Here is a 22,903-nt window from a genome sequence, read left to right as displayed (position 1 = left end):
ACGCGGCCGCCGGATCCGACGACGTTCAGTGGAGTGCATCGTTGTCTCTTCCCTTCGATCCGAGAGTGTCATCGGCGCCCTGGCTGTGGGTTCCCGGATCGGGAACCTGCCGGGATGTGCTGTTCGGGCGAACACTCTTGTGGACTAGATGTAATACCCGTCACACCGGCGATGTCAAGACTTTGTCCAGACATTCGGATCTAGGCGGTGGTAGGAACCGTGCGTAATGCTCGCTCACCGGCCGCCGTGGGCAGGCGCGCGGCCCCAACCACACAGACCGCCATCAGCAATCCGAGCAGCACGAAGGCCGCCGAGTAGGCGCCGGCGGGCAGCACATCGAGACCTGCGAACACCGAGATCGCCACGGCGGCAAGCGCAACCCCGAACGCGGCGCCGAGTTCCTGCACCGCGGCGTGCACCGCGTTCGCATCGCTGAGCTCCGCGGGCCCGACGTCGGCGAACGCCAGGGTGTTGTACGCGGAGAAGCCGATCGAGCGGAGCGCCCCGGAGATCACCAAGACCGTGCCGATCACCACCGCCGACGTGGTTGCGCTGAGCAATGCGAGAGCCCCGAAGGACACCACCGACGCCGTCAGGTCCGCCACCAGCACCCGTCGGATGCCCCAGCGCCGCATCAGCGGTGTGGTCAGCGGCTTGATGGCGACGTTGCCGACGAACAGCGCGGTCACCATCGCGCCCGCGGCCACCGCCGACCAGCCGAAGCGCAGCTGGAACAGCAACGGCAACAAGAACGGCACCGCGCTGATCCCGATGCGGTAGACCGTGCCGAACCCCACCACCGCGGCGAAGGAACGCACCTGCAGCACGTCGAGATTCAGCAACGGATGTGGGGCCGACCGCATCCGCCGCAGCGCCACCACGCCCAGGACCGACCCCGCGAGTACGCCGATGGCGACCACCCACCAGCGCGGATCGTCGGCAGTCAGTTCCTGCGCCGCGAACATCGCCGCGCCGACCGCCGCGGTGGTGCACAGCACCCCGAGCACATCGAGTCGGCGTCGTGCCGTGTCCGAGTCCGCGGGCCGACACCAGCAAAACGCGGCAATGATGCCGACCAGACCGATCGGCAGGTTGATCGCGAAGATGACCCGCCATGACGCATGCGTGACGATCGCACCGCCGATCAATGGTGCCACCACCGGCGCCACCAGGGCCGGCCACGTCAGGTAGGCGATCGCCCGCACCAGCTCACCGCGCGGCACCGTGCGCAGGACCGCCAGCCGACCGACCGGCACCATCATCGCGCCGCCGGCCGCCTGCAGCACCCGCATCGCCACCAGGGTCGTGAGATCCGGGGCCAGCGCAGCGCCCGCCGACGCGAGGGTGAACACCGCGACCGCGAGCAGGAACACGCGGCGCACACCGAACCGATCGGCAACCCACCCCGACAGCGGGATCAGCACCGCGAGGGTGATCAGGTAGGAGGTCGCGATCACCGTGGCATCGAGCGGACGCACTCCGAGATCGGCGGCGATGGCCGGCAGCGCGGTCGCGACGATGGTGGCGTCGAGGATCTCCATGAACATCGCCCCGGCCCCGAGCAGGGCGAGCGCATACGGGAAGTCCGCAGACACCCGGGCGGTGCCCGCCCGCCCGAGGAGACGCCGCACGCTCACCTCATCGACGCGGGAGCGACCCAGGTGCCCTCACGCACCGATGTGGTCATCGCATCGAGCACCTCCGCCGCGCGCACCGCATCGTCGATGGTGGCGCCGGCGTGCGTGGGATCGGCGATCGATCCACAGAATCGGGCCGCCTCGATCACCTTCAGGTCGTCATAGCTCATCGGATTGGCCGCGCCGGGCTGAAACGCCACGTAGTCGCCGCTACCGGGACCAACGAATCGCGTGGCCACCGACAGATCCTGATAGGTGTCGCCGGCACCGACCTCCAGTTCACCCATCCTCCGGTAGTCCCACCGCACGACCCCCTTGGTGCCGTGGATCTCGAACCCGTAGGAGTTCTGCGCACCGACGGACACCCGGCTGGCCTCGAGCACACATCGCGCACCGCCGGCCATGCGCAACTGCGCCGAGACATAGTCCTCGTTCTCTACCGGACCGCGCTCACCGCCGGAGGCGAGCTGGTGACCGGCCGTCGCTCCGGTCGGCTTGGGGCGCTCGGCGACAAAGATCGCGGTGTCGGCGACCAGCGACGCGATGTCGCCCAACAGGAACCACACCAGATCTGCGCCATGGGATGCGAGGTCGCCGAGCACCCCGTTACCGCCGCGATCGCGCTGAAAGCGCCAACTCAAAGCACCGTCGGGATGTGCGGCATAGTCACTGAACAACCTGAACCGGGCGTGGGTGACCTCACCGATCTCGCCGGCGGCCACCAGCTCACGCGCCGCCGCCACCGCCGGCACGTTGCGGTAGTTGAACCCGACGGCTGTTCGGATCCCGGCCGTCGCGGCCGCCGACGCCACCGCCCGCGCATCGGCGGCGGACAACCCGACCGGCTTCTCTATCCACAGGTGCTTGCCCGCCGCCGCGACGGCACAGCCGATATCGCGATGCAGGAAGTTGGGGGCGGTCACGCTGACCGCACCGATGGTCGGGTCCGCCACCACTTCACGCCAATCGGCCACCGTGGCCGGCACGTCGAACTGGACGGCGGCCGATGCCGCCCGATCGGTCACCTCGTCGGCGATGACCATCAGCCGCGGCACCGGCGTGAGGTCGGGATAGTGATGGCGGATACGCGCGTACGCCTGAGCGTGCGCCCGACCCATCCACCCGAACCCGATGATCCCGACCGGCAGGACGACGCCCGCCTCGTCGTGCACGTCGTTGCGTGCGGCCGCACCGGTAGCGGCACTGCCGGGGGTCTCCACGGTCATCTCATCAGCTCCATTTCGTCTCACCCGGGATTCCGGTTCGGGGTCTGTGATCTCTCCCACTTCACTATGCCAGGTAAGAATGTCAGGACAAAGTCTTGACTTTGTGGTGTGGCCTGACGCACAGTGGAAGCCAGTGGATACGAGAGCCCCGCTGTTGCACCGCCGGGCCCCACCTGTCCAACCACGAGCAGGGAGCAGTACGTGACCGCACAACAGCCCTCCGACTCGGCCCAGGCGCCGACGTTCGACGTTGTCGCCATCGGCCGCAGCGGCGTCGACATCTATCCGCAGCAGATCGGCGTGGGCCTCGAGGAGGTGAGCAGCTTCGGCAAGTTCCTCGGTGGCAGCGCCGCCAACGTCAGTGTGGCCGCCGCCCGCCTCGGACACAGCAGTGCGCTGATCTCCGGAGTCGGCGACGACCCGTTCGGCCGATTCGTCCGCGCCGAACTCGCACGTCTGGGCGTCGACAACCGCTTCGTCGGCGTCGACGACGAGTACGCCACGCCGGTCACCTTCTGCGAGATCTTCCCCCCGGACGACTTTCCGCTCTACTTCTACCGCAAACCGACCGCCCCGGACCTGCAGATCGAGGTCGCCGACATCGACACCGCGGCCGTGCACGATGCCCGGTTGTATTGGTCGACGGTCACCGGCCTGTCCGAGGAACCATCGCGCAGCGCGCATTTCGCGGCGTGGGAGGCTCGCGGGCGGCAGTCGCTGACCGTACTCGACCTCGACTACCGGCCGATGTTCTGGTCCTCGCCGGCATCGGCCACCGAGCAGGTACGCCGAGCCCTGTCGCACGTCACAGTGGCAGTCGGCAACCGCGAGGAATGTGAGGTCGCCGTCGGCGAGACCGATCCGCATGCGGCCGCCGACGCGCTGCTCGACCTGGGTGTCGAACTGGCCATTGTCAAACAAGGGCCCAAGGGTGTACTCGGCAAGACCCGCTCGGAGAGCATCGAGGTGGCACCGATTCCCGTCGACGTCGTCAACGGACTCGGCGCGGGCGACAGCTTCGGCGGCAGCCTCTGCCACGGGCTGCTCCAGGGGTGGCCACTGGAGAAGATCCTCCGTCACGCCAACGCCGCCGGGTCCATCGTCGCCGGCCGACTCGAGTGTTCGACCGCCATGCCCACCGCCGACGAGGTGGCCGCACTCGCCACAAACGCACAGGAGAAACTCAATGTCTGAGCTCGCCACCCAGGCGGACTTTCCCGCAACCACTTTGGACACAGCTGCGTTGGTCTCCCCGCTGTGCTCCACCTACGCCGAGGTCACCGCGATCCGGGCCACCCGACCGCAGGCGATCGCCGAGGCGTGGGCGCAGCGGCGCCCACGCCCGACGGTCACCGGTGACGACCGGTTGATGATCGTCGCCGCCGATCACCCGGCCCGCGGGGCGCTGTCGGTCGGGTCGAACCCGACAGCGATGAACAGCCGATCCGACCTGCTCGACCGGCTGCGGACCGCGTTGGCCAACCCGGGTGTCGACGGCGTCCTGGCCACCTCGGACATCCTCGAGGACCTGCTGCTGTTGGGCGCACTGGACAACAAGGTGGTGTTCAGTTCGATGAACCGCGGCGGGTTGGCCGGGGCGTCGTTCGAACTCGACGACCGGATGACCGCCGCCACCGCCAAGTGGACCATCGACGCGGGCCTCAACGGCGCGAAGATGCTCTGTCGGGTCGACCTCGGTGACCCGGGGACGCTCAACATGATGACCGCGTGTGCAGCAGCCGTCGACGAGCTCGCCGCCGGCGAATCGATCGCGATGCTCGAGCCGTTCCTGTCGTCTCGGATCGACGGCAGGGTTCGCAACGACCTGACCGCCGACGCGGTGATCAAGTCGATGCACATCATCCAGGGACTCGGGTCCACCTCGGCCTACACCTGGCTCAAGCTGCCGGTGGTCGACGAGATGGAACGCGTCATGGACGCCACCACGCTGCCGACCCTGCTGCTCGGCGGCGACCCGCAGACGGCGCCGGACGAAACCTTCGCGAGTTGGGAACGCGCACTGCGCATCCCATCGGTTCGCGGACTGATCGTGGGACGCACCCTGCTGTACCCGGCCGACGACGACGTGGCCACCGCGGTCGACACCGCAGTGAACCTCGTGAGCTGAGAGGAGACTCGCGTGAACTCGAAGTACTACATCCCCGCCGGCACCGGCACTGTGCCGCTGACCGTCGACATCACACCGGAGTCGGCCGGCTGGACCGAGTCGTCGTTGTTCGTGGTCGAGCTTGCTGCCGGTGAGTCGATCACACGGCGAACCGGCGATGACGAGATCATCGTCGTACCGCTCGCCGGGTCGGCGAGCGTGTCCTCGGGCGGCGTCACCTTCGACCTCGCGGGGCGCGCGAGCGTGTTCGACGGGCCCAGCGACTTCGCCTACGTGGGACGCGACTCCGAGTTCACCGTGACCAGTGCAGCGGGCGGACGGTTCGCGCTGTGCGGCGCACGGGCGAAGGCCCGTCTGCCGTTCCGTTACGTACCGGCCGCCGACGTTCCCATCGAGTTGCGCGGAGCCGGCAACTGCAGCCGTCAGGTACACAACTTCGGCACCGCCGGCGTCTTCGAGGCCGACTCGATCATCGCGTGCGAGGTCATCACACCGGGCGGGAACTGGTCGAGTTATCCCGCGCACAAACACGACGAGAACTCCGAGAACGAGTCACAACTCGAGGAGATCTACTATTTCGAGCTCGATCAGGGCGCCGACGGCTCACCGGGATTCGGCTATCACCGGGTCTACGGCACGCCCGAACGTCCGATCGAGGTGCTCGAAGAGGTCCGCAGCGGCGATGTCGTCCTGGTGCCGCACGGCTACCACGGGCCGTCGATCGCGGCACCGGGCTACCACATGTACTACCTCAACGTGATGGCCGGGCCCGGCGACGAGCGCGCCTGGAAGATCTGTGACGACCCAGCCCACACGTGGCTACGCGGCAGCTGGGAACACCAGGACGTCGATCCCCGACTACCCCTGCACGAGAAGCGGACACGCTGATGGATCTCGATACGCCACTCGCACGCTCGCGGCTACTCGATCAGCAGAACGGCACACCACTCGCGATCCTCACGACGCTGATCGAGTAGTCCGAGGCGCTAGCCGAGGGCGTATCGAGATCCGTGGATCGAGTAGTCCGAGGCGCTAGCCGAGGGCGTATCGAGATCCGTGGATCGAGTAGTCCGAGGCGCTAGCCGAGGGCGTATCGAGATCACCACCCCAACCACCCACCGACCAGAAAGAAGCCATCGTGGCACCGATCAACTCCGGACGCGCCGGCGGCGTCACCGGCCTCCGCACCCCCCACGGTGAATCGACCGTCCGCCTCACCGTCGCCCAGGCGACCGTGCGATTCCTCGCCAACCAGTACGTCGAGCGCGACGGCGAGCGGAGCAAGTTCTTCGCCGGATGCTTCGGCATCTTCGGTCACGGCAATGTCGCCGGTCTCGGCCAGGCGTTGCTGCAGAACGAGATCGACGACGTGAACAGTGGTCGGGAGCTGTCCCTGAAGTATGTCCTCGGACGCAACGAGCAGGCGATGGTGCACTCCGCCGTCGGCTATGCCCGCATGAAGGACCGGCTGCAGGCGTGGGCGGTGACCGCATCCGTCGGTCCCGGTGCGACCAACATGCTGACCGGCGCGGCGCTGGCCACCATCAACCGGTTGCCGGTTCTGCTCTTGCCGGCCGACACCTTCGCCACCCGCGCCACCTCGCCGGTGCTGCAGGAACTCGAACTGCCCTCATCGGGTGACGTCACCGTCAACGACGCGTTCAAACCGGTCTCGCGCTACTTCGACCGGGTGTGGCGGCCCGAACAGTTGCCGGGTGCCCTGCTCGGCGCGATGCGCGTGCTCACCGATCCGGTGGAAACCGGCGCCGCCACCGTCGCGATCCCCCAGGACGTCCAGGCCGAGGCCTTCGACTTCCCGGAATCCCTGTTCGCCGAACGCACCTGGCACGTCGCCCGCCCGCTCCCGGAGCGCCACGTGATCGCCGAGGCCGCCGAGATCATCGCCTCGGCACAGCGTCCGCTCATCGTTGCCGGCGGTGGTGTCATCTACAGCCACGCCACCGACGCCTTGGCCCGCTTGTGTGAACGGACCGGCATTCCGGTGGGGCAGAGTCAGGCGGGCAAGGGCTCGCTGCCCTATGATCACCCACAGTCCGTCGGCGCCATCGGCTCGACCGGTACCACCGCTGCCAACGCGCTGGCCGCCGACGCCGATGTGGTGATCGGTATCGGCACCCGCTACAGCGATTTCACCACCGCATCGCGCACCGCGTTCACCGGCGACGGTGTGCGTTTCGTGAACATCAATGTGGCGTCCCTGGATTCGGTAAAGCACAGCGGCTACAGCGTGGTCGCCGATGCACGCGAATCCATCGAGGCCCTCGACGAGTTGCTCTCCGAGTACGCAGTCGACCCCACCTACCGGGAGCGGGTCACCGCACTCGCGCAGGAGTGGGACGACATCGTCGAGCAGGCCTACTCCCCGACCTCGGTCGGCACCAACATCGCCACCGGCGACGAGGCGCTGACCCAGGGTGCGGTCATCGGGCTGGTGAACGAAACCTCCGATCCACGCGATGTCGTCGTCTGCGCGGCGGGCTCCATGCCCGGTGACCTGCACAAGCTCTGGCGAACCCGCGACGCCAAGGGTTACCACGTCGAATACGGCTACTCCTGCATGGGATACGAGGTGGCCGGCGGCCTCGGCGTCAAGATGGCCTGCCCCGACCGCGACGTGTTCGTCATGGTCGGCGACGGCTCTTACCTGATGATGGCCACCGAACTCGTCACGGCGGTCCAGGAGAATCTGAAGGTGATCGTGGTGCTGGTGCAGAACCACGGGTTCGCCTCGATCGGCTCCCTCTCGGAGTCGCTGGGTTCGCAACGGTTCGGCACCAACTACCGCTACCGCGGCGACAACGGGCGACTCGAGGGCGCGACCCTGCCAGTGGACCTCGCCGCCAACGCCGCCTCGCTCGGTGCCGATGTCATCCGGGCCACCACGGCCGCGGAGTTCACCGACGCCATCAAGGCCGCCAAGGCCGCCGAGCGCACCACCGTCATCCATGTGGAGACCGACCCGCTGATCGGCGCCCCGGACAGCCAATCCTGGTGGGACGTACCCGTGTCGGAGACCTCCACACTCGAGTCCACCCAGCAGGCCTACGACGTGTATGCGCAGTGGAAGGCCGTGCAGCGGCCATACCTGAACCCGACCGACCCGAACTCGACCGACCTGACCACGGGAGGAAATCAATGACCACCGACCTGCGCATCGCCGTCCTCGGCGTCGGCATGATGGGCGCCGACCACGTCGCCCGCATCACCGAGCGCACCAAGGGCGCCACCGTCACGGTGCTCAACGACTACCTTCCGGAAAAGGCCGAGGAACTGGCCGCCACCATCCCGGGCTGCCGAGCGATCAACGATCCGCTCGACGCCATCGCCGATCCGGACGTCGACGCGGTCATCCTCGCCACCCCCGGCCCGACCCACGAGAAGCAGCTGCTCGCCTGTCTCGAGGCCGGCAAGCCGGTGATGTGCGAGAAGCCGCTCACCACCGATGTCGCCACGTCCTTGGAGATCGTGAAGCGCGAAGCCGAGTTGGGCCGCAAGCTCATTCAGGTCGGTTTCATGCGCCGTTTCGATCACGAGTACGAGCAGCTCAAGGGACTCATCGACGACGGCACCTTCGGGCAGCCGTTGTTGGCGCACTTCGTGCATCGCAATCCCGCGGTGCCGCCGAACTTCGACAGCGCGATGATCGTCAAGGACTCCCTCGTGCATGAGGTCGACGCGACACGGTTCTTCTTCGACGAGGAGATCACCTCGGTGCAGATCATCGCACCCGGTTCGAATCCGAACGCTCCCGAAGGCCTCAAGGATCCGCAGATCGCCATCTTCACCACCGAATCCGGCCGGCATGTCGACGTCGAGTGCTTCGTGACCACCGGTGTCGCCTATGAGGTACGCACCGAGTTGGTGGGCGAGCTGGGCTCGGCATTCATCGGCCTCGACCAAGGTCTGATCCGCAAGCAGCGCAACCCCGTTCAATCCGACACGGGCGACGGCCGCAAGATCGCGGGGATCTCGACCGGGGACATCACGCCGTCATTCGTCGAGCGATTCGGCGTCGCCTACGACGTCGAGATCCAGCGCTGGGTCAACGCGGTCCGCCGTGGCGACAACGTCGATGGCCCGGGCGCATGGGACGGGTACGCCGCCGCCGCGGTGTGCGCGGCCGGGGTCAAGGCACTCGAGACCGGGCAGCCCCAAACCGTCGAGATGGTTTCGCGCGCATCCATTCCCGGCGCCTAGGCGCAGTCGATCCACCCGTCCGAATCCTGCCGACACGCACCGAGCCGACACCAATCCGCTGGTCGAGTAGTTCCGAGCCGCTAGGCGAGGAGCGTATCGAGACCGAACCCGGCGACGTCTCGATACGCCCTCACTCTGTTCGCGGCTACTCGACCGGCGCACACATCCATCCAGGAGAATCACCATGACCACCACCATCACCCACTGGGTCAACAACAAGGCCTACCCTGGCACGTCGAGCAACACGGCGCCGGTGACCAATCCCGCGACCGGCGCTGTCACCGGCGAAGTCGCGCTGGCCAACGTCGAGGACGCCCGCGCAGTCATCGACGCCGCCACCGCTTCCTTCCCGGCCTGGCGTGACACCAGCCTGGCCAAGCGCACGGCCATCCTGTTCCGCTTCCGCGAACTGCTCGAGGCCCGCAAACCCGAACTGGCCGCGATCATCACCGCCGAACACGGCAAGGTCCTCTCCGACGCGCTCGGCGAGATCAGCCGCGGCCAGGAAGTCGCCGAGTTCGCCTGCGGTATACCGCATCTGCTCAAGGGCGGCTACACCGAGAACGCCTCGACCAAGGTCGACGTGCACTCGGTGCGCCAACCGCTGGGGCCTGTCGGCATCATCAGTCCGTTCAACTTCCCGGCGATGGTGCCGATGTGGTTCTTCCCGGTGGCCATCGCCGCCGGCAACACCGTGGTGCTCAAACCGTCGGAGAAGGACCCCACTGCCGCGATCTGGCTCGCCGAACTCTGGAAAGAGGCCGGTCTACCCGACGGCGTGTTCAACGTCTTGCAGGGCGACAAGACCGCGGTCGACGAACTGCTCACCAACAAGGCGATCAAGTCGATCAGCTTTGTCGGGTCCACCCCGATCGCCGAGTACGTCTACTCCACCGGCACCGCGGCCGGCAAGCGCGTGCAGGCTCTCGGCGGAGCCAAGAACCACGCCATCATCCTGCCCGACGCCGACCTCGACCTCGCGGCCGACGCCATGGTCAATGCCGGTTTCGGCTCCGCCGGTGAACGCTGCATGGCGATCTCGGTGGCCGTGGCCGTCGGCGACGTCGCCGATGACCTCGTCGACAAGATCGCCGAACGTGCCAAGACCATCAAGACCGGCGACGGCACCCGCAACTCCGACATGGGCCCGCTGGTCACGAAGGTTCACCGGGACAAGGTCGCCTCCTATGTCGACGCCGGCGAACAAGCCGGCGCCACCGTCGTCCTTGACGGCCGCACCGTAGATCCCGACGGTGCAGCCGACGGCTTCTGGTTGGGGCCGACCCTATTCGACAACGTCACCCCCGACATGAGCATCTACACCGACGAGATCTTCGGACCTGTTCTGTCGGTGGTGCGCGTCGACTCCTACGACGAGGCGTTGGAGTTGATCAACTCCAACCCGTACGGCAATGGCACCGCCATCTTCACCAACGATGGTGGCGCTGCCCGACGCTTCCAGAACGAGGTCGAGGTCGGCATGGTCGGCATCAACGTGCCCATCCCGGTCCCGATGGCCTACTACAGCTTCGGCGGGTGGAAGGCGTCGCTCTTCGGCGACACCCACGCCCACGGCACCGAAGGCGTCCACTTCTTCACCCGAGCCAAGGCCATCACCACCCGTTGGCTCGACCCGAGTCACGGTGGACTGAATCTCGGCTTCCCCCAGAATGCCTGAGGCACAGTACGACTGATACGGCCCGCAGCCGACGTTGCCGTGTGACTCACCCCCTCGTGAGTCACACGGCAACTGGGCGTTGACGACCTGTCAAAGTCGGACGGTGTCACCCGTTTCGGAGCTGCGGCGCGCGGCGTCGAGTACGTCGAGCACGGCAATCCCCTCCGACGCCGGTACCGGCTGCGGACCTCTGCCGTCAACGGCGGCGGCGAACTGCCGGTAGTACTCGTCGTAGCGACCCTGTGCCGACGGAATCGTCATCGACCCCTTTGCCGTCGACAGCACGCCGAGGCGATCCTGGCGTTCGTAGCCCCAGGAGTCCAGGTTGTCGGCCGGCCGCAGACCTTGCTTGATCTGATCGGTCTGCACATCTGTGCCGTCGCTGACGTAGCTCCCCGCAGACCCGTAGATACGCCACTGACGTGCCGCCACGTGATTGATCTTGCTGGCACTCACCGTCGAGTGAACACCGCTCAGATGGTTCAACGAGACCGCGAATCCGCAGTCGGTACGACCCTCGGGCTGATCCACGACATCCAGATGCCCGTACACCGTGGCCGCAGGACCGAACAACGTCAGCATCTGGTCGACGAGGTGCGCACCGAGGTCGCGAAGCAGTCCCCCACTCGGGCCGGCATCGAGACTTCCGGGTTCGTCGAGATCGAACCGCGACTCGCAGCGCCAGATATCCCCCAGGCTCGGTAGCACTTCGGCGACTGTCGCGATGTCGGTGTCCCAGCGGCGGTTGTGGAAGACGCTGAGCAGGACGCCCGCCGACTCGGCTGCCGTCGCCAGTTCGCGCCCACTTGCGGCATTTGGCGCGAAGGGTTTGTCCGCGATGACGTGCACTCCTCGGGCCACCGCCTCGAGCACCAGATCGCGGCGGGTGTCCGGAGGCGTGGTGATGGTGACCGCGTCGACCCCGGAATCGAGCAAAGCCGAGAGCGAATCGAAGGTCGGGACACCCGGCAGATCCCCACTGACCTCGCGGCGCCGTTCGGGGCTGCGCGTGACCACACCTGCCAGTTCAATCTCGGGCACCGCCGCGATATATGGCGCGTGAAACAGTCGTCCACCCGCTCCGTAGCCCACCAATCCCAGCTTCATTCGACCCTCCATCATGTCCGGACAAATATCGGGGCTAACCGTATCTATCCTGCACCATGAGGATCAATACCTTCATCAACGGAAAACCTTTGACTGTTTGTTAGGACATAGTCGAGATATGGGTTACGATCGCTTGTGACCGCCATCACGAGCGCCGGTCGACTGTAACGCAATAGAGGAGCCCCCCATGTCCACCACCGACAGTTCGGACCTGGTCAACGAGCGAAAAGCCCTGCCACCGCTGGGCACCGGCGCCTTCCGCAGGCGCCTGCACGCAGTGGCACTGATCGCGACCCTCGGCGGTCTGCTGTTCGGCTACGACACCGGCGTCATCAATGGCGCACTCGAGCCGATGAAAGAAGATCTCGGACTCACCGCATTCACCGAGGGTGTGGTCACGAGCTCGTTGCTGTTCGCCGCGGCGTTCGGAGCCATGATCGGCGGCCGCCTCTCCGATGCATGGGGACGCCGTAAAGCCATCATGCTGCTCGCCGTTCTGTTCTTGATCGGCGCGTTGACCTGTGTCGTCGCCCCAGGCTTCGGGGTGATGGTATTCGGCCGTATCGTTTTGGGCTTGGCTGTCGGTGCGGCCTCAACGGTGGTGCCGGTCTACCTCGCCGAACTGGCACCCTACGAGATCCGCGGGTCACTTGCGGGCCGCAACGAGGTCATGATCGTCGTCGGCCAGCTCGCCGCTTTCGTCGTCAACGCGATCATCGGCAATATCTGGGGCGAGCACGACGGGGTCTGGCGCATCATGCTCGCGGTGGCCGCACTTCCCGCGATCTGCCTGATGGTCGGGATGATGCGGGTACCCGAGTCACCGCGATGGCTGATCGCCCAGGACCGCCGCGACGAGGCGCTGAAAGTTCTGTCGACCATCCGCACGCAACAGCGCGCACAGGCCGAGGTCGACATGATCAGCGAGATCCACGACATGGAGAAGGACCGTGTGCGCGGCAGCTGGTCCTCCATCCGGGACAGTCGCTGGGTGCGTCGCATCATCCTGGTCGGTATCGGACTGGGCGTGGCCCAACAGCTCACCGGCATCAACTCGATCATGTACTACGGCCAGTCGGTCCTGAAGGAAGCCGGGTTCGAGTCGAACGCGGCACTCATCGCCAACATCGCGCCCGGTGTCATCGCCGTGGCCGGTTCGATCACGGCACTCTGGCTGGCCCAGCACATGAACCGCCGGACCACATTGATCATCGGCTACAGCCTCACCACCGTCTGTCATTTCCTCATCGGTATCGCGTCGATCATGTTGCCCGTCGGCAACCCGTTGCGGCCCTATGTGATCCTGATTCTGGTTGTGCTGTTCGTGGGTTCGATGCAGACATTTCTGAATGTCGCCACTTGGGTCCTGCTGTCGGAAATCTTCCCGTTGCAGATCCGCGGTTTGGCCATCGGCATCTCGGTATTCTGCCTCTGGATGGCCAACGCCTTCCTGGGGTTGTTCTTCCCGACGCTGGTCGAAGCCATCGGCATCACCGGAACGTTCTTCATGTTCGGCGTCGTCGGCATTTTCGCGATCATCTTCGTCTACACCCAGGCTCCCGAAACCCGCGGGCGCACATTGGAAGAGGTGGAAGATGACGTGACCACCGGCGCAATCTACACCCACCACCTCCGGGCCAAGTCCGCTCCGCACAGCTGAGCCGGGCGAGCGTAGACCGCCGACGGGATGCCGGCGTACGGTGTCGCGTATCGCGCACCACAAGGGTTGCTGTGCAACCGATGTGGCCGTCGGGTACGCGACACCGTTGCGGCGCCGTTGTTTCACGCTATGGAGTTCTCAAGGGACGGTTGCGGTCCCGACCGGGGTCGGGTGCGTGGGAAGACGTGGCTGCGTGACCTACTCGCCGGTCAGCGTGGCTCAGGCGGCGGCGGGTAGGTTGTCGAGGTTGAGGGTGCGTCGGTTGTAGGCCGGTATCGGCCGACGTGTGGGGTCGACAGCGACGGGTGGGATGAGCCAGGGATGTCGGTCGTGACCCATGATCACCTCCCACCCGTTGTGGTGGATGTCGGCATGACACGACGGGCACAGCAGACAGCCGTTGTCCAACACCGTGATTCCACCATCAGCCCAATGCACGAGGTGATGGCCCTGGCAGCGGGAGGCCGCCACGCCGCATTTGATGCAACACTCGTCGCGTTTGTGGAGCGCTTTACGCAGATGGGCTGGGAACAGGCGTTTGTCTTTACTCATCTCCATCGGCACCGCCTCACCATCGACAATCGCGACCGTCGCGGTGGTGTCACAGGTCAGGGTGCGCAGCATGGCTTCGGAGATCGACCCCAGGAACGGCAGTTCGGCCAGATCAGGGGTATCGGCGGGCACCGACACCAGCATCTGGTGACGCGGTGCCGAGGCCGCATCACCGCTGCGGGCAGCGATATCCAGCAACGCTTCGAGGGCGTCGGCATGCCGGCGCTCGGTGGAACGCGCATCCGGTGAACCGTCAGGTTCAGGGCGCGGAGCCGCCAACTCTTCCATCGCAGCCGAGAATTTCTCGCCGACTTCGGTGTTGAGGTCGGCACGCACCTGCAGGCGTCCGTCACCGTCGACATCGTGGACGAGCGCGTTGAGGTTGCGGTCCTCGGATGCCGGTAACCCACCGGTGTCGGCGGCGGCCTGGTTGCCCAGACGACGCGCACGTTTACCGATGTCGGCGGGGGTGGCGCCGGAAAAGAATTGGGCGAGAAGTTCGGTCACGATGTTTAGACGCGCCACATCGTCGAGCGGTTCCGCCGATCTTTTCCCGACATGATCGACCCCTTTACCCACCGCATCCACATGTTCGGCAGAGATCGCCCCATCGGCGGCATGCGCGCCCAGAGTGGGCAGCTGCTCACGGGCTGCAGCGATACGGATCAGACGGGACGCCACCGCCGGGGCCAACCCCATCACGATCAACAACTCACTCAACTTGCGGCCGTGGTCACGGGCCACACCGAGTCGGTCCAGATGGCCGACCACCGTCGCGGCGTGATGGTCGATCAGATTACGCAACGTGACCAGAGCGGTCATCGCATCAAACGCTGCCCGACCCGACATATCGTCGCCCAAGTGCAGGTCACGAACAGAATCAGTGATGGTGGTGAGATCCCCCGAAGCTCCCATGACTCCACTATGGTCGAACACCAGTTCGATGTCAAGGAGTTTCTTGAAGATAGTGCAGAAGATTTTTCGAAGGATGCGCGGTGGGTGTTATAGGTGTTGCGGCGCTTCTGGTTTCGATACGCGGCGGGCTCGCAGGCTCGCACGCCGCTACTCAACCAGCGACGGGGGGCGGCGGTGCATGGGCAGCACGCCGCTACTCAACCAGCGACGGGGGGGCGGCGGTGCATGGGCAGCACGCCGCTACTCAACCACGGACGGGGGCGGCCGTGCATGGGCAGCACGCCGCTACTCAACCAGGTAGGAGGCGAGCTGGGAAACACGCCCGGCGTCTTCCGAACTGGGGTAAGCGAAACCTGATCCGGACCCCGCTCTCGACGCGTTCACGACGGCATTTGCGTGACGCTCCGCAGCGGGCGTGCCAACTCCAGCACGGTTTCCAACACCGACCGCGCGGCCTGCGACGGCACCCGAGTCGACGAGTGCGCGATGGCGATGTCCCACATCAGCGCGGTGTCCGAACACGGCAGTATCGCCGCACCGGACTGCATCCGGGCCACACTCAACGGAACGAGCGTCACGCCGAACCCCTTGACGGCCAGACTCATTCCGAAGAACTGATCGGCCACCTCGATCACGGTACGGCGGTTCGGGATCTCCCGATCGACGACGGCCCGAGTCCCCCATCCCGGCGGGTAGTCGATCATCCGTTCCTCGGCGAGATCGGCAGTGGTGAACGATCCTCGTTGCGCCAACCGATGATCGCCTGTACACACCAAGACCAACGGCTCCTGCGCCAGCCTGTGCACAGCCAACCCCGGAAGCCGATCGGGATACGAACCCAGAAAGGCCAGATCCAGGGTGCCGGCGCGTACGCCGACGATGTTGCCCGCGGTGCCGCGCGGGTTCTGCCGCATCGCGATGGTGATTCCGGGATGGCGACGGTGGATCTCGGCGAACGCCTCGGCCAAGTCGATCGCGACGACGTTGACGAGTGCACCCACGGCCACCTCACCGCGGATGTCACCACGCACACCGTCGACCGCGTCGAAGACATCAGCGCGTGCCCGCAATGCCGCGCGTGCCGGACCGACCACCGCCCGGCCCGTCTCGGTGAGCACCAGCACCGTCGGGGTCCGGTCGAAAAGCCGATCCCCCACCTCTCGCTCCAACTTCGCCACCCCGGTCGACACCGCCGACTGCACGACGTTGAGCGATCGGGCGGCCGCGGTGAACGTGCCCTGGTCGACGCACGCGAGGAAGTACTCCAGATGTCTCAGTTCCACTGATGAATCCTCCCGCGTCCATCTCGATTTGCGATGTATACATCAGAATCTATCGCTTTTCATGAGACCGGTGCCGCACGATGATGAAAACATGTCCGCGACCGCCACCACACCTGCAACCACTACGCGATTGAGCCGAATCGTGGTGTTCCTGTTCGCGGTTACCGCCGGGTCATCGGCCGGGTGTCTCTATTACCTGCAGCCACTGCTGCATGAGATCAGCATCGACCTGTCCGTCTCGACGGCCACCGCAGGTCTGGTCGTGGCCATCACCCAGATCGGTTACCTGATCGGTCTCGCCCTGGTGGTGCCGTTGGGTGACTTCGTCAATCGACGGCGATTGGTGACGGGTCTGCTCGCGGTCTCATCTCTGGCTCTCGTAGGTGCCGGCCTGATGCCCGGGTACGCGGGCCTGTTGGTGATGGTCTTCGTCGTCGGGGTGTCGGCGTCAGCGGCGCAGGTCGTGGTGCCGTGGGCGGCCGCCATCGCCGGACCGGGAGAACGTGGCACGGTCGTCGGTCACGTGATGAGTGGCCTGCTCATCGGCATCCTGCTGTCCCGCGTACTGAGCGGCATCGTCGCCGAGGTCGGCGGATGGCGAGCAATCCTGTTCGTCGCCGCGGTATTGCAGCTGACGATGGCCGCCGCGGTCGGATTCCGTGCACCGACTGGGCCCGCCGAGGCGACGGATACCTCGGCGCACTATCTGCAGGTGCTGCGCTCGATTCTCACCCTGGTGCGGCAGCAGGAAGTGCTTCGGCACCGAATGTTGCTGGGCGGTTTGAACATGGCCGCTTTCAGCGCGATGTGGACGGCCATCGCGTTCCTGCTCGCCAGCGGCGGCGCGTCGGGTTACAACTACTCGGAGGCCGTTATCGGACTGTTCGGTCTCGCCGGCGTCGCAGGTGCACTGGCCGCGCCGGTGGTGGGCACGATCGCCGATCGCGGCTACCTCCGGCACACCCAGTACGCCGTCTGGGCCGTGCAGATCCTGAGTTGGCTGCTGCTGTGGGCAGGTGGCCACAACGTGATCGTCCTCGTAATCGCGCTACTGGTGTTCGATTTCGGCGTACAAGGGGTGCAGTTGGCCAATCAGACAGGGGTGTACTCGCTCGACGACACTGCCCGGTCGCGGCTGACGACCGCCTACATGGTGTCCTACTTTGCCGGCGGCGTGATCGGGTCGTCGGTGGGTGCATGGGCCTATCAGGTCGGCGGATGGTCGCTCGTGTGCGAGCTCGGGATCGGCTCTGCGATCATCGGTTTCGTCGCCTGGACGGTGTACGCGCGGTCTGAGCGCAACCACCCGGTGCAAGGGGTGTCGGCGCATGCGCGGCTGCGGGGGTTGGCCTGCCGCTGATCGAGTAGCCACCGAGCCGCTAGGCGAGGCGGCGTATCGAGATCACCTACGCGACAGCTTGTTGCGCTTCAAATCAGCGATGGCGGACTTGAGCCCCCGGGTACGCGCCATACCGGCGAAGCGACGTTCGGACGCGGTTTCGGGGGCGTCGTCGGCGGTGTCGCGCAGGAATCGGTCGGGCAGCGCCAGTTTGTTGATCGTGCGCAACGTCTTCATGTACTGCACGAACAGCGACCCGGTGGTGTACGGCAGGTCGTACTTGTCGCACAAGGCACGCACGCGTTCGGCGATCTCGGCATAGCGGTTGCTGGGCAGGTCCGGATAGAGATGGTGCTCGATCTGGTAGCACAGGTTGCCGCTCATGAATGCCATCGCCGGTCCGGCGTTGAAGTTGGCGGTGCCGAGCATCTGCCGCAGGTACCACTGCCCCGGCGTCTCGTCGTCGAGCGATTCGGTGGTGAATTTCTCTGCGCCGTCCGGGAAATGGCCACAGAAGATCACCACATACGCCCACAGGTTGCGAATGACGTTCGCGCTGAGATTCGCGGTTAGCGTGTGCCGCGCATTCGGTCCGGTGAGTACCGGGAACAGGACATAGTCCTTGGCGACTTGCCGACCGATCTTCCGCAGGAACAACGTGATCTGCGGGATCGCCTCCTCCTTGGACTTCTTTCCCGCGATGACGTCCTTGAGCGCCAGATCGTGCAGCCCGATACCCCATTCGAAACTCAGCGCCAGCAACACGTTGAACAGCGGCTGGAAGGCGCGGCGCGGTTCCCAGGGCTCGTCCCGGGTGACCCGCAGGATCTTGTAGCCCACGTCGTCGTCCATGCCGACAACGTTGGTGTACTTGTGATGGATGTAGTTGTGCGAGTGCTTCCAGTGCGGGGACGCGCACACCATGTCCCACTCCCACGTGGCGGAGTGGACCTCGGGATCGTTCATCCAATCCCATTGCCCGTGCATCACATTGTGCCCGAGCTCCATGTTCTCGATGATCTTCGACAGGGCCAGCGACCCGGTGCCCAGCCACCACAGCGAACGCTTGTGGCTGCCGAACAATGCGACTCGCCCCACCACTTCGAGTGCTCGGTGCGCGACAATGGTGCGCCGCAGATAGCGGACATCGCGAAGCCCCCGATCGGCTTCGATCTCGCGTCGAAGCGCATCGAGTTCTGCGCCGAGCGCCTCGACGTCCGCGTCGGTCAGATGGGCATACTCATTGATGTCGGTGATGGCCATTGGTCCCCATTATGCCTGCGCAGCCGCGCCGACCGCACGCCCGACCCCACGCGGTCGGGCGCGTTGGGCTCACGCTGCCCGGCGTTGCGGGGTCGACGTCGCAACGCTCGACACCGAACGGTCGCGCCGCCGACCACGCTTGCGCAGTGCAGCGATGGCGGTGCGTAAACCGCTGCGACGTCCACTGACCGGATCGACCGTGCCCTGCAGGCGTGCACCATCGGCCAACTCTGCCTTGAAACGCCACTCGGACGCCGTCTCCGGCGCGTCATCGGCGGTTGCCGACAGATACTTGTTCGGCAACGACAGCTTGGCGATCGTCCGCCAGGCCTTCGCGTATTGCACGGGAAGTGAACCGGTGGTGTAGGGCAGATCGTATTTCGCACAGAGCGCCTGCACGCGCACCGAGATCTCCGGCAGTCGGTTGCTCGGCAGGTCGGGGAAGATGTGGTGTTCGATCTGGTAGGAGAGGTTGCCACTCATGAAGGCGAGCACCGGACCGGAGCGAAAGTTGGCGCTGCCCAACATCTGCCGCAGATACCACTCCGCCTGGGTTTCGCTGTCGACGTCCTGCTTGGTGAACTTCTCCGCACCATCGGGGAAATGGCCGCAGAAAATGACCGCGTTGGTCCAGACATTGCGGATCACGTTGGCCAGGGCATTCGCCGACGCCGCCTTGCCGAAGGCACGGGCGTAGCCGGTGCGATGTCCCGTCGCCGCGCTCACCATCGCCGGATACACGGCGTAGTCCTTGGCGATCTGCTTGCCGACCTTCTTGCCGACATCGGCGAGGTCACGCTGGAATTGTTCCTTGGCCTCGGGCGTCCGACGCTTCTTGCCCAGCTCGAGATGCTGCACGGCGACGCCCCACTCGAACAGCAGTGCGAGGATCGTGTTGTATGCGAGGTTGCCCAGGTAGAAGGGTCGCCACCGCTGATCGCGGGTGACGCGGAGCAGGCCGTAACCCACATCGTCGTCCATCCCGAGCACATTCGTGTACTTGTGATGGATGTAGTTGTGGGTGTGCTTCCAGTGCGCGGACGGGTCGGTGTTGTCCCACTCCCAGGTGGTCGAATGCACCTCCGGGTCGTTCATCCAGTCCCACTGACCGTGCATCACATTGTGGCCGAGTTCCATGTTCTCGACGATCTTCGCGACGCCGAGCGCACCTGCTCCCGCCCACCACATCGACCGCTTGGTGGAGCCGAAGATCAACGCGCGACCGGCGAGCTCCATGCCGCGTTGGAAGCGGATCGTGTTCCGGATGTAGCGCGCATCGCGCTCGCCGCGATCGGCCTCGATGTCGGCGCGGATGGCGTCGAGTTCGCGGCCGAGCGCTGCGACGTCGGCGTCGGTCAGATGGGCGTACTCGGGAATGTCGCTGATCGCCATGAGCCCTCCCGGGTGTAGTCGAAGACCTGTGTGGTTTGGCCGGAGCACCGACCTACCATTCCGTAACCTACGCAAGCGTAGGTTAGCCGGAGCCGACGTGTCCACCCCTTGCCGATGTCAGGGCTCGATTGTGACCGAGCGCACTCTGTGCGCGGTCAGGCGTCGTCGCGCAGCAGTTCGTAGCCGACGAGATCCTCGAGGCGCCCCGCGGAGCTGGCGGCGAGCGGTTGGGTGCCGAACTCGCGCAATCCGGCCCGCCGCGCCAACGCTTTACTGCCCTCATTGGAATCGGCGGCGAACATCGTCATCCGGCGAATGTCGAGGACATCGAAGCAATGGCGGACGGCCGCCGGAAACGTCTCGCCGAGGACTCCGCTGCCGCGGGCATCCGGATGGGTGTAGAAGCCGATCTCCGCCCCGGTGACAGGGCTGATCTCGAATATCGAGATGTCGCCCAGATAGTTGTCGGTCTCGAGGTCGGCAACCGCCCAGGTACAGGTCTCCCCGCGTGCGGCGGTCCACCACTTGCGGGTGCGCTCCGCGGCGGCATGCTCGATCAGCAGCGGGTCGGGGCGCCCGAACAGGTACTTGCGCGAGACCGGGTCATCGAGGGTCTGTCGAATCCGCTCGTCATCGGCCTCGGCGAGTGGACGTAGTCGGAACCGATCGGTTTCAAAAGTGGTTGCGCGCCAAGTTGATTTGGGCGCGAAGTCGTCGCCGGCACGCCACTTCGCACACCACGCGTCGACCACTTTGCTGTTCATCTCAAGCCAATCCGGGATCTTGGCGGTGAGTGTGAAACCGCAGCTGTGCGCCGTCCGGAGACTCGCGAGGTTCCCTTCCTCGGCCTGCCACCGCACCACCTCGATATCCCGGTGGGCGACGGCGTACTCGATCGCGAGGATGATCGCTCGACGGGCCAGCCCCCGACCGCGCGCATCCGGATGCAGGACGAAACCGATCTCGCTGATGCGACCGGAACCGGTCAGATCGACACTGCCGATGAATCGCCCCTCATACTCGATCGCCCAGGTCATCGCCTCGCCGGACTGCCATCCGGCCCGCGCCCCGGCAATATAGCGCTCGGCATCGGTGCGGCCGTAGGGCGAGGGCATCCTGGCCCACCGCATCGTCAGCGGGTCCGTCGCGTACTCCACGACCCGCTCCGCATCCGCGGACGAATGGGCCCGCAGCGTGACGACGTCGTCGGACAGGACCGGCACTTCCATGGTCTGGGTCAGCTCAGCGCGCACGCGGATCTCCTCCGTGGTCGACTACTGCCGTCCTGACGAGCCTAACGCCATCCGGGCGCGACGCCGAGTCGAAACCGAACTCGCCCGCAGGTCCGAACCGGCGCGTCTCACACGTCGAGCGTGCAGTCCCCGGCCGCGACGCTGACGCAGGTCTGGATCCGCTCACCTTCCACGTGTTCGACTCCGGACCGCAAGTCGCGGACACACCCTTGATCCAGCATGACCACGCAGCTCTGGCAGATCCCCATCCGGCAACCGAAAGGCATCAGCACCCCCGCCGATTCACCCGCCTCGAGCAGCGTCGTCGCGCCGTCGGCCTGCGCGACCGTACCCGACCGACCGAAGGTGACGTTTCCGCCCCGCGCGCCGACCGCGCCGCGTTCAAGCGCGAACCGCTCGATATGCAGTGCGTCATCGACGCCGGCATCGGCGAACATGGCCTGCACCGAGTCCAGGAACCCGGCCGGGCCGCACGCCCACGTCTGCCGCTCGCGCCAATCGGGCACCACCGTGGCCCATCGATCTCCGGTGAGTTGCCCGACGCTCCGCGTGTACTGCACATGCAGATCGATCAGGCCGTCGGCGGCGAGCCCGGCGAGTTCATCGGCGAACAGCAGATCGTCTTCGTGGGGCACCGAATGCACCAAGCAGATGTCGGCGCGCTGCCCGCGATGTCGGATGGTGCGCAGCATCGACATGATCGGGGTGATCCCGCTTCCGGCAGTGGCGAACAGGATCTTCGACGGCAACGGCTCGGGCAGCACGAACTCGCCACGGGGCGCCGCGAGTCGGACGACGGTACCCGGACGCAGACCGGTCACCAGGTGCGAGGACAGGAATCCCTCGGGCATGGCCTTGACCGTGATGGCGATGATCCGATCATCGCGACCGCCCGCGGTGACCGGGACCGACGTCAACGAGTAGGAGCGCCACGTCCAGCGCCCCTCCATGCCGACGCCGATGCCCACGTACTGTCCCGGCTGATAGTCGAAGGAGAACCCCCACCCCGGCCGGATGCGGATGGTGGCCGAATCCTCGGTCTCGGCGGTCACGGAGACGACCTTGCCGCGCAGTTCCCGAGCCGACCAGAGCGGATTCGCCAGATGCAAATAATCGTCGGGCAGCAGCGGCGTGGTGATCCTGGCGACCGCGGCGCGCGCCCACTGCGCAGCCCGGCTGCGTGCGGCGACCCCCGCCACCGGCTCTTCGAAACGCTCGCGCCAGCCCACCTGCGCACCACCTCACCCGTGAC

At 66.0% G+C, this 22,903-nt stretch carries 17 protein-coding genes; 8 read left to right on the top strand and 9 right to left on the bottom strand.

Features of this window, described 5'->3' with window-relative positions:
• Positions 1–200 precede the first annotated feature (200 nt).
• A complete protein-coding gene (locus VX037_RS01015) occupies positions 201–1,661 on the bottom strand; it encodes an MFS transporter (RefSeq protein ID WP_442903624.1) in 1,461 nt (486 codons plus the stop codon).
• The gene (locus VX037_RS01010) at positions 1,634–2,863 is read right to left on the bottom strand and encodes a Gfo/Idh/MocA family protein (RefSeq protein WP_328712918.1); all 1,230 of its coding nucleotides are present in this window, start codon (positions 2,861–2,863) and stop codon (positions 1,634–1,636) included. Before VX037_RS01010 ends, VX037_RS01015 begins: the two co-directional genes overlap by 28 nt.
• A 201-nt stretch (positions 2,864–3,064) precedes the next feature.
• Between VX037_RS01010 and iolC the strand changes: the two genes are divergently transcribed.
• The 6 genes from iolC (at position 3,065) to VX037_RS00980 (ending at position 10,887) form a co-directional block, all read left to right on the top strand.
• Entirely contained in the window at positions 3,065–4,057 is a 993-nt protein-coding gene (gene iolC, locus VX037_RS01005) for a 5-dehydro-2-deoxygluconokinase (protein ID WP_235725113.1), read from the top strand.
• On the top strand, positions 4,050–4,991 hold the full coding sequence (locus VX037_RS01000; protein WP_266062256.1) for a Cgl0159 family (beta/alpha)8-fold protein: 942 nt from the start codon (positions 4,050–4,052) through the stop codon (positions 4,989–4,991). The genes iolC and VX037_RS01000 overlap by 8 nt, the downstream gene beginning before the upstream one ends.
• Positions 4,992–5,003: 12 nt before the next feature.
• Entirely contained in the window at positions 5,004–5,879 is an 876-nt protein-coding gene (gene iolB / locus VX037_RS00995; RefSeq protein WP_328712916.1) for a 5-deoxy-glucuronate isomerase, read from the top strand.
• A 250-nt stretch (positions 5,880–6,129) separates the two neighbouring features.
• Positions 6,130–8,151: a 3D-(3,5/4)-trihydroxycyclohexane-1,2-dione acylhydrolase (decyclizing) gene (gene iolD, locus VX037_RS00990; protein ID WP_235725116.1), complete on the top strand. Its 2,022-nt coding sequence runs from the start codon at positions 6,130–6,132 to the stop codon at positions 8,149–8,151.
• Positions 8,148–9,209: a Gfo/Idh/MocA family protein gene (locus tag VX037_RS00985; protein WP_266061570.1), complete on the top strand. Its 1,062-nt coding sequence runs from the start codon at positions 8,148–8,150 to the stop codon at positions 9,207–9,209. The genes iolD and VX037_RS00985 overlap by 4 nt, the downstream gene beginning before the upstream one ends.
• Before the next feature lie 184 nt (positions 9,210–9,393).
• Positions 9,394–10,887 carry a CoA-acylating methylmalonate-semialdehyde dehydrogenase gene (locus VX037_RS00980; protein ID WP_328712914.1) on the top strand — a complete coding sequence of 498 codons (1,494 nt, stop codon included), beginning with the start codon at positions 9,394–9,396 and terminating at the stop codon, positions 10,885–10,887.
• Positions 10,888–10,977: 90 nt separating this feature from the next.
• Here VX037_RS00980 and VX037_RS00975 read toward each other — a convergent pair whose 3' ends face one another.
• Positions 10,978–11,994 (bottom strand): Gfo/Idh/MocA family oxidoreductase, encoded by a 1,017-nt coding sequence (locus tag VX037_RS00975; RefSeq protein ID WP_266061568.1) that lies wholly within the window; start codon positions 11,992–11,994, stop codon positions 10,978–10,980.
• Positions 11,995–12,181: 187 nt separating this feature from the next.
• Here VX037_RS00975 and VX037_RS00970 point away from each other — a divergent pair, with 187 nt between their 5' ends.
• On the top strand, positions 12,182–13,654 hold the full coding sequence (locus VX037_RS00970) for a sugar porter family MFS transporter (RefSeq protein ID WP_235725120.1): 1,473 nt from the start codon (positions 12,182–12,184) through the stop codon (positions 13,652–13,654).
• 219 nt (positions 13,655–13,873) lie between these two features.
• Here VX037_RS00970 and VX037_RS00965 read toward each other — a convergent pair whose 3' ends face one another.
• Positions 13,874–15,121 carry an HNH endonuclease gene (locus VX037_RS00965; protein ID WP_328712912.1) on the bottom strand — a complete coding sequence of 416 codons (1,248 nt, stop codon included), beginning with the start codon at positions 15,119–15,121 and terminating at the stop codon, positions 13,874–13,876.
• Positions 15,122–15,501: 380 nt separating this feature from the next.
• Complete coding sequence (locus VX037_RS00960; RefSeq protein ID WP_328712910.1) at positions 15,502–16,404, bottom strand: LysR family transcriptional regulator; 903 nt, start codon at positions 16,402–16,404, stop codon at positions 15,502–15,504.
• A gap of 91 nt (positions 16,405–16,495) precedes the next feature.
• Between VX037_RS00960 and VX037_RS00955 the strand changes: the two genes are divergently transcribed.
• The gene (locus VX037_RS00955) at positions 16,496–17,764 is read left to right on the top strand and encodes an MFS transporter (RefSeq protein WP_328712909.1); all 1,269 of its coding nucleotides are present in this window, start codon (positions 16,496–16,498) and stop codon (positions 17,762–17,764) included.
• A 42-nt stretch (positions 17,765–17,806) separates the two neighbouring features.
• Here the strand turns inward: VX037_RS00955 and VX037_RS00950 are convergent, their stop codons facing one another.
• The 4 genes from VX037_RS00950 to VX037_RS00935 all read right to left on the bottom strand — a co-directional run bounded on the left by VX037_RS00950 (position 17,807) and on the right by VX037_RS00935 (position 22,880).
• Positions 17,807–19,006 carry a fatty acid desaturase family protein gene (locus tag VX037_RS00950; protein ID WP_235725039.1) on the bottom strand — a complete coding sequence of 400 codons (1,200 nt, stop codon included), beginning with the start codon at positions 19,004–19,006 and terminating at the stop codon, positions 17,807–17,809.
• A gap of 69 nt (positions 19,007–19,075) precedes the next feature.
• Positions 19,076–20,398, bottom strand: coding sequence for a fatty acid desaturase family protein (locus VX037_RS00945; protein WP_328712908.1), 1,323 nt, complete (start codon positions 20,396–20,398; stop codon positions 19,076–19,078).
• A 155-nt stretch (positions 20,399–20,553) separates the two neighbouring features.
• Complete coding sequence (locus VX037_RS00940; RefSeq protein ID WP_396573094.1) at positions 20,554–21,627, bottom strand: GNAT family N-acetyltransferase; 1,074 nt, start codon at positions 21,625–21,627, stop codon at positions 20,554–20,556.
• Positions 21,628–21,758: 131 nt separating this feature from the next.
• Positions 21,759–22,880: a ferredoxin reductase gene (locus tag VX037_RS00935; protein WP_287016820.1), complete on the bottom strand. Its 1,122-nt coding sequence runs from the start codon at positions 22,878–22,880 to the stop codon at positions 21,759–21,761.
• Positions 22,881–22,903 lie beyond the last annotated feature (23 nt).

Origin of the sequence: Gordonia sp. Z-3, assembly GCF_036233855.1 — a bacterium.
GTDB classification, from domain to species: Bacteria; Actinomycetota; Actinomycetes; order Mycobacteriales; family Mycobacteriaceae; genus Gordonia; species Gordonia tangerina.
The sequence above is the reverse complement of the archived record's forward strand: the minus strand, read 5'-3'. Positions and strand labels throughout refer to the sequence as shown.